We start from the raw sequence: 15,513 nt of genomic DNA, 5'->3' as shown, positions 1-15,513 counted from the left end.
GGGTGGGCGGGCGCTCCCGGCTGTCCTGGGTGGACACCACCCAGCCTGACGCTGGCGTCTTCCAGGAGCGCACGTGGGCCCCGGTGAACGGGCTCTCCGGCGCGCGCACGCTGGTGGTGGGCGGGGTCGCGGTGGCGGCGACCGCGTCCTCGATGAAGACATTCCACCTGCCCTATCCGGTGACGGTGGGCACGGTGCCGCTGCCCGGTGGCGAACTGCCTCCCGGGGGCACGGTGTCGGTGACGCTGTCGCCCGTGATGCCGCCGACGGCAGCCGCGGCGAGCACCCTGGTGGTCAAGGCCGTGGGAAGCGAAACGGCGGTGCCCGGCTCGGTCGTGGGCACGGGCTGGTTCCGGGGCTTCACGCCCGAGCCGTCGCTCACGGTGGGAGCGGTGTACGTCGCCGAGGCGCACCTGGCGGCCTCGGGCGTGGTGGGAGGCCATTTGCGGGGCGCCTGGCGCTTCCCGGTGGTGGGGGGCGCGGACGGCACCGAGATAGCACTGACCGGCATCGCGCCCGACCACGGGGACGTGGCGGGCGGAACGTCGGTCGTGCTCACGGGCTCGAATCTGGAGGCCGTGTCGAAGGTCTACTTCGGCGGCAAGGGTGTCGTGCCCGGAGCGGACCGTTCCGCGGTCTTGTTGCGGGTCGTCACGCCGGCCGCGGACGTGGCAGGTCCGGTGGCGGTGGAGCTGGAGACCACGACGCAGAAGTGGCTGCGGTGGGACGGGGCGTTCGCCTATGTGGCGCAGCCCTTCGTGAGCGGCGTGATGCCCGCCACGGTGTCGCTCGAGGGTGGGACGGTCACCTTCAGCGGTGGGCGCTTCACGCGCGGGCTCTCCGTCTTCGAGGCCGCGACCCCGGTGAAGATCCTCGCTTTGACGGGGACCTCGCTGACGGTGGAGATCGCGGCGGGCCCCGCGGGGCCGGTGGCCCTGCGGCTGGAACAGCCCGGCACCCCGGCGGTGTCGCTCGGCGCGCTGGTGAGTCGCGCGGACCTGCGTCCGCCCGCCGTGGTGTCGTGGTCTCCGACCGGGACCCAGGGGGGGCAGAGCGTGCCGGTGGCGTCGCAGTTCACGGTCCGGTTCGACGAAGCCATCGCCCCGGCGAGTGCCGCGCAGGCGAAGCTCCAGCGGACGGTCACGGGGCTCGCGGTCGCGGCGACGGTGACGGTGGATCCGGATGGCAGGGGCCTCACGCTGGTGCCGTCCGAGCCGCTGCTGCAGACGACGCGGTACATGCTGAGCGTGGCGGGGGTCACGGACCTCCTGGGCAACGCCCTCGTGCAGGGCGGCACGGCGAGCTTCCGCACGGTGGATGGCGTGAAGCCCGTGGTGGAGATCGTGGTGAAGGGCTCCTCCCGCCCGGTGGTGGCGGGGGATCGCTTCAGCGCGCAGACGCCCTGGACCTTCGAGGTCCGCGCGACGGATGACTCCGGCGCGGTCAGCGCGCGCAAGCTGTCCCTGGACGGCGTCGACCTGACGGGGAGCAACGGCAGCTTCACCTACACGTGGCCCGCGGAGAAGGTGGACACCTCGTCGCAACTGGTGGCCTGGGCACAGGATGCGGCCGGCAACACCGAACAGACGCCGCCGGTGACGGTGCAGGTGGTGAACGACCTGCCGCCGACGGTCGTCTTCACGGAGCCCGGAGTCGCGGCGCTCACCCTGGAAGAGGGCGCGCCCCTCAATGTCGTCGTGTCCGCCACGGACAACACGCAGGTGCGCAGCCTGGAGCTGCGGCTCGACGACGCCTCCCTGAAGTTCGTCACGGCGCCCACCGGGCCGCTGACCTACACGCTGAAGGCGCCCAGGGTGGTTTCAGGGCCGGAGGTGCATGTGCTCACGGCGCGTGCCCTGGACGACGCCCAGCTTCTGGGCAGCACCGCGCCCGTGATGCTCACGGTGACCCCGGACACCACCGCGCCAGCGGTGACGTTCCTGTGGCCGAGCACCGACGCCCGCGTGGTCTCCGGCACGTCCATGGAGTTGCGCGTGAGCGCCACGGACACGAATGCCGTGACGTCCGTCCGCTTCGTGAAGGATGGCGAGGACCTGGGGACGCTGAGCGGACCGACGTGGCGGATGCGCTGGAACGCCCCCACGGTGACGGTGCCAACCCCCGTGACGTTGGTGGCCCGCGCCCGGGATGCTCGAGGCAACGAGGGGACCGCGACCCGGACGGTGACGGTGGAGCCGGTCTCCTCGCCGCAGATCGCCTTCGCCTATCCGTCGGCCGGGTCGAGCTACGTCGAGGGAACCCAGGTGTCTGTCAGGGCCGAGGCGGTCGCGCCCGCGGGGATCAAGGAAGTGCGTCTGGCGCTGGAGGGCCAGGAGGTCGTAGCCACCAGGCTGGTGGGCTCTTCGCTTTGGGACGCCACCTTCACGGCCCCCGCCGTGGGGGTCGAAGGTGGCGTCGCGACCGTGAGGGCCGTGGTCCGGGACGAAGCCGGAGTCGAGAGCACGTCAATCCGGCAGATCAAGGTGACGAACAGCAACGCCCAGACGCCGACCGTCGCGCTGCCGGTCGACCTGGAGGGTCCCGTCTTCGCCGGAGGGGCCTCGGCTTCAGCACGGGCCACCGCCAGCATGGGCGCCACGGTCCATCAGCAACTCTTCGTGGCGGATGGCGGCATCGCCACCGGTTCGGAAGGGGATGTGTTGCCGTGGGGGCCGGAGGGTGCCCCGGTCCGGTTCGTGGCCCAGGCTTCGTCGCTGGGGGGCACGGTGAGCGCTGAAGCCCCGGGCACGCTGGCGGTCTTCGCGCAGGGCCCGGCGATGCACTCCACGCTGGACGGTGTCGAAGCGGCGACCGCCCTGGCGCTCCAGGGCGAGTTCCTCTTCGTGCTCCGGAATGACGCGGGCGGCGGCGCACGGGTGGAGCGCCGGGCTCGCGCGGATGGGGCGCTGGCGTCGCAGCGGAGCCTGGAGGGCGAGCCCCTGGGCCTCGCCGTCAGGGGTGACCGCGTGGCGGTCGTGCTGCGTTCGGCGGGAATGGGGACCCTGGCGCTGCTGTCGGCGACGGACCTGTCGACCGTGGGCAGTGTGGCCCTTCGGCGCGAGCCCTCTTCCGTGGGCGCGTTCCGGGGCGGCTTCGCCGTCGGGACCGACGAAGGACTGGAGTTGTTGGATCCAGAGGGCGCGTGGCGCGCGCGGCTGCCGTTGGGGAACGTGACGGCGCTGTCCCTCCACGGCGATTGGCTCTACGCGCTGGCGGGCGGCTTCCTGCACGGGGTCGACCTGACGGTGCCTCCCGCGCCGAAGCGGGTGGCCTGGGTGCAGACCGCGGGGGGGGCCGTCACGGCCGTGGGCGCCGAGCGGGCCTGCGTGGTGGGGACGGCGGTCCGCTGCTTCACCCGCGCGGGTGACACGCTGACGCTGGCCGGGGAGAAGACGCTGGGGATTCCGGCGGCGTCCGTGACGGCGCTCGGACCCTGGCTGCTGGCGGGCTCCGACACTGGAATGACGGTGCTGGATGCCCGGGCCGCGCCCCGGGTGGCCGGACGGTATCCGGCGATGCAGGGACATCTGGTGACTTCGGGCAACACCGTCTTCGCGGCGAAGGGAAGCCTGTTGTCCCGGCTGGTCCTGGCTCGCGGTCCGGCCTCGCCGCAGGTGACGCTCAGCCTGCCTGACACCGCTGCACCGGGGGCACGACTGGCGCTCACGGCGACGGTGTCCGACGGGGTGGAGCCGCTCAATGCCTTCACCGCCGAGCTGGCGGTCGACGGGCACGTGGTGGAGGCGCTCGACAACGCGCTGCCGACGTCGGTGGACCTGCCCGTCGCGGCGGGTGATGTGCAGGTGACGCTGCGGGTGCGGGACCTCGCGGGCAACACGGGGACGGCTTCGCGGACGGTGACGCGGGTGGACGCGGGTGTCGGGCCGACGCTCGTGGCGCTGGAGGTTCCCTCCGAGGTGTGGGAGGGCGCCGAATTCCCGGTGCGCCCGGTGGCGGTCTCTCCGAACCAGGTGGCCCGCGTGGAGGTGTCCGTCGCCGGGGGAGCGTCCGGGGTCTTCACCGCGCCCGCCTGGGCCGGGACGTTGCGCGCCCCGCAGGTTTCGGCTGACGACCTGGTCACCGTCACGGCCGTGGCGGTGGATTCACAGGGCCGGTCCGGTCCTCCGAAGTCGGTCCAGCTCCAGGTGCGAAACGATACCGGGTCGGCCCCGGTCCTCGGGCCCCTGGAGCTCGTGGCGGCGGGCTCCATCCTGGAGGGGACGCGCGTGGGCGTGCTCGCCACGACGACGCCCGCGTCGGTCCGGGAGGTCCGCTTCCGGGTCGGCATCGTGGGACAGCCGCTCGTGGAGCAGCAGCGCGTGGTGGGCTCGCCCTACGTGGCGTCGCTGCTGATGCCCCAGGTGACGGGAAGCACGACGGTCCGGGTCGAAGCGGTCGCGGTGGATGCCGCCGGACGCGAATCCGCGCCCGTGACGAGGGACCTCATCGTGGTGGATGACGCCACGCCTCCCGTGGTGACGGTCACCGTGGAGCCGACGGCGGGGCGCATCGCCGCGGGCAGCCCGATGCTGACGCGGGTGACGGCGACGGACGCGGGGGGCGTGTCGCGCATCCAGCAGGTCCTGTCGCTGGACGGTCTCCCGGTGGCTTCGGGCAGCGGGGTGCTCCGCTATGTCGTGCCGTCCGAGACGCTGCCCGGTGCCCTCCTGAGGTTGACGGTCACGGTCACCGACCGCGCGGGCCTCACGTCGCTGGTGCCGGCGAAGGAGTGGAGGGTCGTCACGTCCCTCTCGCCGCCGCCGGGACAGGTCTTCACGCAGGGCTTCGCGGGCGCCGAGCAACTCGAGCTGGTCGGCGACCGGGTCTTCGTCCGCACGGCCACGGGCTTCGAGGTGGGGCAATTGACGCGGGGGCCGACACCTTCGCTCACGCACCTGGGACGCTTCACGTCCACCGTGCGGCCCCGGTCGATCGCGGTGCAGGGAGACCGGGTCCTCGTGGCCTATGGGGCCACGGGATTGGACGTCGTGGACGTGGCCTCGCCTGCGTCCCCGAGGACCGTGGGGCATGTGAACCTCTCCCTCGACAAGGTCGTCACGTACGCGGGCGGGGCCTATGCATCGGCGGGACCGGAGTCCTTGAATCTCCCGTACTCCCTCGACCTTGAAGACCCCGCGCGGCCGGTGGCGACACCGGTCTACTACTTGCTCGGCAGCAGCATCCTGCTCGCGGCGGAGGTGGATGGGTTCATCTACAACATCGGTGGCAATGGGGTCCGGATGGGCTTCCGGATCGGGCGTTGGCCCGGGGGCACGCCTCCTACGACCGCGTACATGACGCTGCTGACGGGAGAGCGGGTGGTCGCGGCCGAGCGGGATGGCAACCGGCTCGTGGCGGCGACGGACCGGCTGCTGCGTGTCGATGAGTTCTGGGAGGGCGGCGACTTCTCCGTTCCGCTCGCGGCTCCGGCGCGCGCGATGCAAGTGGCGCAGGGCCTGGCCTATGTCCTGTGTGACGACGGCTTCCTGCGAATCATCGACGTGCGCGAGCCCAGGTCGCTGGCCATCCTGGCCACCTCGGCCCTGGACGCCAGGGACGTGGCGGTCTCCGGCGGCGTGATGCTGGCGGCGAGCGCGGCGGGGGTGGAGCTGCGCGTGCTTCCCCTGGGGCAGGAATCGGTGAGTGCCACGGCCTCCGCGACCTACGCCACCGCGCCGCCGCCGCTCGGCCTGACGGCCTTCCACGAGGGCGTCCTCGTCGCGGCGGGAACCGCGGGCATCCGGCAACTGGGATTGTCCAGGCCCGGTGAGCTGGAGGTCCTCCCGGGCAGTGCGTCGGCGGGAATGACCCAGGTGGAGCGTGCGGGAGGGGAGCTGTACTTCCTGTCCAACGGGTCGGTCAGCCGCGGGGTGGATCGGGGCAACGGAACCTTCGATGTCACGGGTCAGTCGGCCCTCGGCCCGCTGGGTGTGGTCACGCGCTTCAGCGCGGCCGTCGGGCGGATCTGGGGAATCAACGGCCAGACGGTTTCCAGCATGACCCTGTTGCCGGACGGCAGTCCTGCTTCGCTCGCCATGTCCTCCAGTGCGCTGGACGTGTCGGGCGAGGAGCGGCACGCGGCGGTGGCTCTCGGCACGGCGGGATGGACGCTCGTGGGGGTGGACGGCTCGGGCACGCTGCGCCGACGGGCGACGCATGCGGAGCTTCCGGTCCAGGCGGTGGCCCTGGATGACACGTTGCTGGTGACCGGAAACACCTCGGGTCTGACGACCTGGCGGGTGACGGACGACGGCGGAGTCCCGCGGGCCACCGTGCCCACCGCGGGCGCCGTGGTCCGCATCCGGCTTCACGGGCGTCTGGCCGTCGTGAGCGAAGCGGCGCAGGGCGTGCAACTCTTCGACCTGGAGGACCCGGATGCCCCGCGGCTGGTGGGCAGCGTCCCGGCGGGTCGTGCGGTGGATGCCATCCTGGTCGGTTCGGATCTGGTGGTCGCGGATGCCTTCCTGGGCGTCCGTCGCTTCCCGGTCGAGTCCCTGCGGGCCGCGCCGTCGGTGCGCATTGCACTGCCCCTGCCCGGGACCGAAGTCGTCGCCGGGTCGGAATACCTGGTGATGGCGGCCGCCTCCGGCTTCGCGCTGAACGACACCGAGCTGTGGGTGAACGGACGCCCGGTGGGCGTGCTGGATGACGTCGATTCGAAGGCGATGCTGCAGGTGCCTGCCGGCAGCAGCGCGGGGTCCGAGGTGTCGCTCCAGTTGCGGGTGCGCTCCGCCAATGGCACGTCCGCGTTCTCCGAGCCCGTGAGCCTCCGTGTCACCGTGCCGGTGACGTCGCAGCCGGCACCGACCCTCGCGATCGCCTACCCCACGGGGACCTCCTTCGTCTCGGGAGAGGTCGCCAAGGTGTACGTGACCGCGTACGACGTCGTCGCTCCTGGGCGGGTGCGGTTGTTCCTGGGCGACAGGTACCTGGATGAAGCCCTCACGACCGGTGGGAATCCCAATGCGACGTTCACCGTACGGATGCCCGTGGTGCAGAGCCCCGTGACGGAGCTGCTCCGCGTGGAGCTCCTCGATGGGGCCGGCCGGTCCGCCTCGGCGCAGAGCACGGTGACCCTCACGCCGACGCCCATGTTCACGACCGCGCCCACCGGTCTTCCGTCCGTGGTCCGCGCCCTGCCGTTCGTGAACCTCCTCCAGAGCGACAACTTCGGCTGGGGCCATGGCCCGTACACCCTGGAGTTGCTGGTGGACGGCGTCGCGGTGGCGACGAGCGAGGTCCTGACGAAGAACCCCGCCGCGACGAACGTCAGCTTCGCCCTGCGCATCCCGAGGGAGCGCATCGGGCAGAAGCTCTCGCTGACCCTTCGGGTCAGGGACCCGCAGGGGCGCTCCCTGGGGGCCCCGCGGGAATACACGGTCCTGGATGACGGGGAGCCTCCGGTGGTCCAGACGCTCGTCGCGCCTGCGTCGGCCCGTTCTGGAGATGTCATCTCGGTGTCCACGTCGGCGACCGACCCCAATGGGGATCTCGCGTCGCTGACGCTGTTGGCGAACGGGTTGCAAGTGGCTACCACGACGCACTGGAGCCTGGACGCAGAACTCGTGGTGCCTGGGGCCGCCTCTCCCGGGCAGATGGCTCTCACGGTGGTGGCCTTGGATCTGGGAGGGCGGCAGACCCAAAGGTCCGTGACGGTGCAGGTCCAGCCCAACCTGCCGCCTGAGGTGAAGCTGAAGGCGGTGTCGACTCCCCTCCACGAGGGCTACTCGCAGGAGTTCTGCATGGAGGTGGACGACAGCTCCAGGCTCGCGAGCGTGGAGTTGCGTTTGAACGGCACCGTCATCGCGCAGGCGGACGACTGCATCAATGTGGACTGCTCGTCCTTGTGCATGACCGTTCCGGTGCCTCCGTCCGCGGCAGTCCTGTCCGCGATGGCGGTGGATGTCCTGGGATTGAGCGACAGCGTCGAGGCCACCTATCCGGTGGGCGCCAACCTGCCGCCTCGCGTCTCCCTGGAACAGAGCTATCTGGTCGCCGGGAGGACCCTTTTCATCCGGGGCCGCGTGTCGGATGAGCTGCCCTCGCTGGCATGGGCCGAGTTCAGCCTGGATGGGAGCCTTTACACGCATCTCGACGATCCGGAGCCCATCAGCGACGTGCCGCTCACTGTGGCCGCGGGAGGACCGCGTGTTCTCACGCTGGAGGCGATGGATCACTCGGGACTGCGTGCGAGTGTTTCACGCAGCCTTGACGTGCTGCCTTCGGGTTCGGGCGAGTCCTGCCTGCTCCCCGTTCCGCTCAAGGACCCGCTGACCTATCTAGCCTCTGCGGCCGTAGCGGATGCTCCCTGGGACTGCTCTACAGGCAACCATGGAACATGGGTTTCGCTGCCATTCGATGGGCCCGTGGAAAGGCTGACCTTCGAAGCTCACGGTCATGCGGTCGTCATGAACGCGTGCGGTGATTCTTCCTCGCGGTGTGTCTATGAGGGTGAGCCGCTGAAGACGTTGACGGCCCTTCCAGCGGGTGCACGCATCTTCGTCGAGAGTACCAACTGGTCCGACACATCCACCCTCCGGCTCATCAGCGCGCGGCTGGGACAGGGGGCGAAGTGCGATCCTGCGTCCGTGGACTTCGTCTGTGCCGCGGGAACCTGTGCGGAGGATGCGCAGGGGGGGCACCGCTGCCAGTTGCCGGCGTGCACGGATGGTGTCGACAACGAAGAAACGCCGGATGGACGGGTGGACTATCCGTTCGACCCGGGCTGTACGTCACTCGAGGACACCTCGGAAGAGGACCCGGATCCGTTGCCCGCCTGTTCGAATGGCGGCGACGATGACCTGGACCTGCTCAAGGACTTCCCCCAGGACCCGGCCTGTGGCTCCGCGGCCGGAGCACAAGAGGTGCCTGGGGACGGAGACAGTTGTGTGGCGCCAGCAACCATCACTTCCCGCGTGACGTCGGTGCCGCTGGCGAACGCATCCAGCGACCTCCTTCTGACTTGCTCGCCCGCGGCTCCTGATCGCGTCTACGGCTTCCATTTCCCAGGTGCAGGATATGTCCATGCCAAGGCGACCTCTGCCCATGTGTCCCTGCGCTCGCTGTGTGGCCGAGAAAGCTCCGAATTGAGCTGTGACGGGTCCGAGCATGGCTCGGGGGAGGTGGGGGCGGATCTCGACGAAGGCACCTATTTCGTCCTGGTCAGTGGCACCGAGGATGCGGAACTCGTCATGACAGGCACCCTCAATCCTGGCTCCAGATGCGACCCCACCATGTCCTGGCTCCAATGCGAATCCGGCTCCTATTGCCTGCCCACGGGGGGCGAGCTGCGGTGCCGTGAGGCTGCATGCAGCGATGGTCTGAACAATGAGGATGGGGACGTACTGACGGACTACCCAAAGGACCCGGGCTGCACCTCACGCGGGGATGACGACGAGAGGGATCTGCCCGTTGCGCCGGAGTGCGCCAACAACCTGGATGACGACGGCCTTCACGGCGAGGACTGGCCAGCGGATCCGGGGTGCGGATCCGCTGGGGGACAGACCGAGGGAGGCGGCGACGGTGAGAGCTGCGCGGGGCCTCAGGTCATCACGACCGAGTCCACCCCGGTCATGCTGGTAGGCGCGACGCACGACGAGAAACTTGGCTGTGGAGCGCCTGATCCCGACCGTGTGTTTGGTCTACGCCTGCCAGGCCAAGCCTTCATCGATGTCGAGGCGCTCCACGCCTCATTGGCCTTGCGGTCGTACGCTTGTGATAGGAGCTCCCGGCTCTGCTCCTCCGCATCCGGTGGTATGCAGGACGGGGGCACGTTTGCCCGTGAACTGCCGGATGGAGGCATCCCTTCGGGAGGAGTGCCCGATGGGGGAACGCTGGATGGCGGAAGCTGGGTGGCGGGGACGCCCGGAGGCGAATCCCTGCCGGGGGGCACGGAACTCCAGGGGCTCTCGGATGCAGGCACCCCCAGCAGGTTGTCGCTGAGGGCGTACGCGGGAGAATCGGTTTTCATCCTCGTCAGTGGGACGCAGGACACGACGCTTCGGGTCAGCGGGACCTTCTACTCGGGTGAGCGCTGCGACCCCTCCCGGCCGTGGTTCCGCTGTCAGGAAGACGAGTCCTGCCAGGCGGATGGCGCGGAGTTCCGGTGCGTTGCTCCGGCGTCCCCGGCATCGCCCGTCGGGCGCGAAGGACCGTCCACCAAGGCCCTCAAGCCTCGGCAGGTCCCGGAGCGAAAGGACGCCGGAACTTCCGTGCCGGGCCTCCAGCCTCCCGAGGAAGCTTCGCTTCCTCCAGGCTCCGGAGCGCCCCTGGCGTCGGTGGAGGTCGGGGAGGGCCGGAGGGCCCCGGCGGACGACCAGCGCTGGAATGACATGATGGTACAGGATTGCGGTGATGGTGACTGCGCGGGCGCTGCCGTCTGCCAGTCCTCTGGAGGCGGACAGTGAAGCGGGGGCTGGTCTGGGGAGCGTTGGTGCTGGCGGGTTGCGGGTCGGTGGCGTGCGGATCGCGGGACGAGGTGGCCCGGGTCGGGGACACGTCGGTGTCCCGCGCGGAGGTGGTGTTGCAGCAGCAGGGGGGCGGAACGCTGGAGACCGCGCTGGACGCGGTGGTGGACCGGACGTTGCTGGCGGAGGCCGCGCGGCGCGAAGGCCTGCTCAAGGAGCCGCTGCTCGCGGCGCGCGTGGAGGCGGCCCGGCGCGAGGTGCTCGCCCACGCGTACGTGGAGGCGTTGGGCGTCAAGGCTTCGACGGAGGAGGCCCTGCGGCAGCGCTACACGTCGCAGAAGGAAGCCCTCACGCAGCGTGAGGTGCACGTGGCCCACATCGTCGTGTATGTGCAGCCCCAGGCGACCGAGCGGGAACGCGTGGAGGCCCAGGCCCGCATCAACAAGGTCTATGCGCGCGTGGTCGGCGGTGAGGACTTCGCGGTGGTGGCGCAGGAGGCCTCGGAGGATCCTGCGACAGGCTCCCGGGGGGGAGACCTGGGGGTGGTTCGCGAAGGGCAGGTGGATCCCCGCTTCTTCGCCGCTGTGGCGGAGCTGAAGCCGGGGGCGCCCTCCGCGCCGTTCGCGACCGCGTTCGGGCTGCATGTGGCGCGGGCATTGGAAGCCCCGCGCACGGTGGTGCCCTCCTTCGAAGAGGTGCGCGGCGTGCTCGCGGCGCAGGCCCGCCATGAGGCGGTGGAAGCGCGGATGAAAGAGCTGCGACAGGACATCACCGTGAAGCGCCATCCAGAGCGGCTGTCCGCTGAAACGACGTCCGTGCGGTCCGAAGGGGAGTCCCGATGAACGGGGGGATGCGAAGCACGTGGCTCTGGGGGGCCCTGGCGCTGACGGTCGTGGTCGGATGCGGCAAGCAGCCGCAAGTCCAGGAGGCCTCCCCGAAGCCCGTGGACACGTCGCCTTCGCGGGCCGCGCTGGCCCCGGGGCTCGTCCAGGCCTGCGCGCCGGTGGAGCCGGTGACGACGAACGCCTCGTGGCGCGGTGGCACCCTGGTGGTCGCGGGCGGGGCCGAGGGCAGCGCGCAGATCCCCGGTGCGGTCGGGGAGCAGGCCCTGCTGGTCGTCCAGAACGGCGACGGCAGGGGCCAGAACGCGGTGCAGTCGGCCGAGGTCACCCTGGATGGGGCCACGGTGCTGACGCTCGCCCCGGGCACGCCCCTCGCGGTGCGCCGCGTGGTGCTGGACGCGCCCAACCTCCTGGCGGTGTCCGCCACCGGCGGAGGCCAGGTGCGCACGTCGGTCGCGGCGCTGACGAACCTGCCGTGCGTGATGACGAACGTGGTGGCGCAGGTGGGCAGCGCGCCACCGGCGGAGGCCACCTTCGCGCCGAAGAGCGCGGAGACGCTGGGCATCCTGATGGTGGACCTGTCCGGGGAAGGCACCACCGCGCAGGTCCTGCTCAACGGCGTGGACATGCTCGCGGCCGTTCCGGAGGCCGAGCGCCGGACCTTCACCGTGGCCGTCCCCCTGCAGGCCAGCAACACCCTGAAGGTGACGGTGCAGGGGGCCGACGGGGCCAGCGCGCGCGCGTCGGTGTTCGACGCGGATTCAATGCCCCCGGCGCTGACCCTGCGCGAGCCGGAGCCCGGCGCGTACTTCCCGACGTCGCCGGTGGTCTTCTCCGGACGGTTCGGGGCGGACACGAAGGAGGTCTTCGTCAACGGACAGACGGCGGCGATCGTCGGACAGAATGGCTTCCGCTCCGAGGTTGCGCTCAGCGAAGGCATCAACGCCATCACCACGGTGATCCACGACTCGTGCGGCAACATCGCCCGGGAGTGCCGGCCCGTCGTGCTGGACGCGCAGTCCCCCGTCCTCGAAATCACCGGGGTCACCGAGGGGCTGGTCACCCAGGGGCCCGTCATCCCGACCTGGACCGTCACGGGTGGGGACTCGCCCGTCGTCACCGCGAGCCTGAACGGGGCCCCCTTCGTCAGCGGGCAGTCCGTCCTGCTCCAGAACGACTACGAACTCCTGGTGCGCGCTGAGGACGCCCAGGGTCGGGTCACCCTGAAGCGGCTCCGCTTCGCGGTGCGCACCTCGCCTCCGACCGTGGTGGTCACCGGCGTCGTGGATCAGCAGGTGTTGCCAGGCCCGGTCACCATCCGGGTGGAGGTCACCAGCCCCTACACCGAAGCATTAACCATCACCCTCGACAATAAGCCCTTCGAGAATGATTCGGTGGTGTCCGTTTCCGGTCCCCACACGCTGCGCATCGTGGCCCGAGACGCCGCGTACAACTACAACGTCCAGACCCTCTACTTCACCATCAACGCCCCCCCCATCCTGGCGCTGGTGTCCCCCGCGAATGGTTCCGTGACGAACCAGTCCGAGGTCGAGCTGGTGGTCAGGGCGACGGACGACGCCGCCGTGGGGGAAGTGAAGGTGGGGGAGAGGTCGCTGGTCCTGGGCGTGGATGGGAACCACCGCGCCACGGTCCCGCTGGTCGAAGGCAGCAACGTCCTGCAGGTGGTGGCCTACGACGCGCTGGGCGGCACTGGCACGCTCGCGGTGCAACTCGTCAGGGACAGCCACCCGCCCGACCTGGTGGTGGATGCGCCGGCGGACGACGCGATCATGAACTCGGCCACGGTGACGATCACCGGCACGGTGACGGATGAGACCCCGGTGACGTTGACGGTGGCGGGCACGCCGGTGACCCCCGACGCGCAGGGTGCCTTCTCCGCGCAAGCGCCGCTCGTGAGCGGCCTCAACACCCTGGTCATCGTGGCGACGGACGCCGCGGGAAACCCGACGGTCATCTCGCGCAAGGTGACGCGCAGCTCGGCGCTGCCCACGCTCGTCGTGACGGATCCGCCGGAGGGCTATGTCTTCACCGCGAGCAATGTCACGGTGCGCGGCGAGGCGTCGTCGCCCGACCCCACGGATACACCCGGGGTGACGGTGAATGGGAATACGGCGGTGGTCCACGCCGACGGCACCTTCGCCTACGTCCTCTCGGTGCCGGTCGGTGACCTGAGCGTCGTCGTCCGGGCGACGGACAAGCACGGCGCCTTCACGGAGAAGGCGCTCCTGCTCCATCGGCTGCCCGGAGGGACGGATGCGGGGACGCAGCCGTCGCAGGACGGCGGGACGCAGCCGTCGCAGGACGGTGGCCCCGCGTCGGGGACGGATGCGGGCCCGGCCTTCGAGCTGGATGCGGGGGCGCCGGAGCCCCAGCCCGCGCCGACGTTGGTCGTGGACTCGCCCGACGATGGCGCGGTGCTGGGAGGGGCGCGCTTCGCGGTGACGGGACAGGTGGAAGGCGGGGAGCTGCCGCTCCAGGTGACGGTGAACGGCTTGCCCGCGGCGGTGGCGTCGCGGCACTTCAGCGTGTCGGTCGCGCTGCTCGAAGGGCCCCAGACGCTGACCCTGGTGGTGAAGGACGCCCTGGGCCGCGTCGCCTCGGCGGTTCGGGACGTGTCGGTGGACAGGACCGCGCCGTCGCTCGTCCTCACGCAGCCCACGACGAATCCCGCCACGGTGACGCAGAGTCCCTTCCTGTTGAAGGGCACCGCTGGGGACGCGCACCTGGCGCGGGTGACGGTGGGGGGCGTGGCGGCGACGGTGGTGGCCGGGAGCTTCGCGGTGCCGGTGACGCTGCAGGCGGGCTCGAACACCCTCGTGGTGGTGGCGGAGGACCTGGCGGGCAACGTTCGCGTGCGCAACCAGGTGCTGAACATCATCAGCGTGCCGCCGCAGGTGACCGTGCTCGCTCCCGCGGACGGCACCGAGGCGGCGACGGACGAAATCGACGTGCGCGTCCAGGTGAGCGGGGGCGCGGCGCCGGTGACGGTGTCCATTGGCACCATGCCGGCCACGGAGGTCTCTCCGGGGGTGTACCAGTCCAAGGTGGCGCTCGCGCTGGGCGCGAACACCATCGACGTGACGGCGACGGACGCCAACGGCGTGTCGGGCTTCGCGAGCATCGCGGTGCGCTACCGCGACGTGGAGCAGGAGCCGCTGGCGGTGTCGGGCGTGGCCCCTGCGTCGGGCAGCACGGGTGTGGAAACGGACGCGCTCGTGAGCGTGTCCTTCAACAAGCCGGTGGATGCCGCGACGGCGCCGAGCCACTTCGAGGTGCGGGCGCGGGGCGCGAAGCTGGAGGGTGGCTACTCGGTGGCGCCCGGTGGGCAGACGGTGACGTTCATCGCGCGCGAGGCCCTGCCGGCCGGTGAGCGCATCTACGTCAGGGTCCAGGGGGCGGAGGCCGCGCAAGGGCCGGATCAGGGCACGACGTTCGCCAGTGAGTTCACCGTCCGCCGTCCGCTGACGGTGGTGCGCGGCGTGGTGCTGGACGAACGCCAGCTGCCGCTGTCCGGCGTGCGGGTGGAGGTGGTGGGGCAGGCGGGACGGTCCACGCGCACGGGGCCGGATGGCAACTGGGCGCTGCTGGGGGTGCACGGCGGCCAGCAGGTGGTGGTGCGCTACGAGGGGGGAGCCACGTCGGACGGCAGGTCGCTGCCCACGGTGCGCCGTCAACTCTTCGTGACGGAGGCGCAGGAGACGCAGGACCGGCCGCTGATGTTGTTCCCGGTGGACGGCGCGTCGGCGCAGCCGGTGAACGGCGCGGCCGGCGGGGCGTTGACCTTCAACGGCACCCAGGACGCGCTGCGCTTCGACGTGGCGCCCGGCGGACTGGCCTTCGCGGACGGCACGACGGAGGGCGTCCTCACGGTGACGGAGCTTCCGCCCCACGGGCGTCCGGTGCCCATGGAGGACCGGGCATCCGTGGCGGCGCTGTGGCAACTGGGCCCCGCGCGCGTGCAGTTCCTCAAGCCGTTGACGCGGCTGACCCTGCCCAACCGGACGCGGCTGCCGGCCGGGCGGATGGCGGTGCTGATCGCATTCGACGAGCGGCGTCTGGCGCTCAAGCGCGTGGGCTTCGCCCACGTGAGCGCGGATGAGAAGTCGTTGGTGTCGGAGGGGCCGGTGGCCTCGGCCTCGTTCGACTTCTTCGGCTACATGGAGATCACCCCCGCGCAGCAGCTCGAAGTGGAAGCCGCGCTGGCCCGGGCGGACGGAACGCCGGGGGGCGGTGGTGGTGGCGGC

Annotated in this window: 4 protein-coding genes; 3 read left to right on the top strand and 1 reads right to left on the bottom strand. The window is 70.9% G+C overall.

Annotated elements, in window-relative coordinates; translation table 11 throughout:
- Positions 1-29 precede the first annotated feature (29 nt).
- Entirely contained in the window at positions 30-10,406 is a 10,377-nt protein-coding gene (locus tag D7X12_RS28990) for an Ig-like domain-containing protein (protein ID WP_208719352.1), read from the top strand.
- The gene (locus tag D7X12_RS45155) at positions 10,403-11,248 is read left to right on the top strand and encodes a peptidylprolyl isomerase (RefSeq protein WP_120628502.1); all 846 of its coding nucleotides are present in this window, start codon (positions 10,403-10,405) and stop codon (positions 11,246-11,248) included. Before D7X12_RS28990 ends, D7X12_RS45155 begins: the two co-directional genes overlap by 4 nt.
- Here D7X12_RS45155 and D7X12_RS45620 read toward each other — a convergent pair.
- A complete protein-coding gene (locus D7X12_RS45620; protein ID WP_147443835.1) occupies positions 11,175-12,344 on the bottom strand; it encodes a hypothetical protein in 1,170 nt (389 codons plus the stop codon). The genes D7X12_RS45155 and D7X12_RS45620 overlap by 74 nt on opposite strands.
- Positions 12,345-12,645: 301 nt before the next feature.
- Here D7X12_RS45620 and D7X12_RS28980 point away from each other — a divergent pair.
- On the top strand, positions 12,646-15,513 hold a 2,868-nt coding region (locus tag D7X12_RS28980), incomplete at its 3' end, for an Ig-like domain-containing protein (RefSeq protein WP_167509051.1).

The sequence above is a fragment of the Corallococcus sicarius genome (assembly GCF_003611735.1).
Taxonomy (GTDB): domain Bacteria; phylum Myxococcota; class Myxococcia; order Myxococcales; family Myxococcaceae; genus Corallococcus; species Corallococcus sicarius.
The sequence above is the reverse complement of the archived record's forward strand: the minus strand, read 5'-3'. Positions and strand labels throughout refer to the sequence as shown.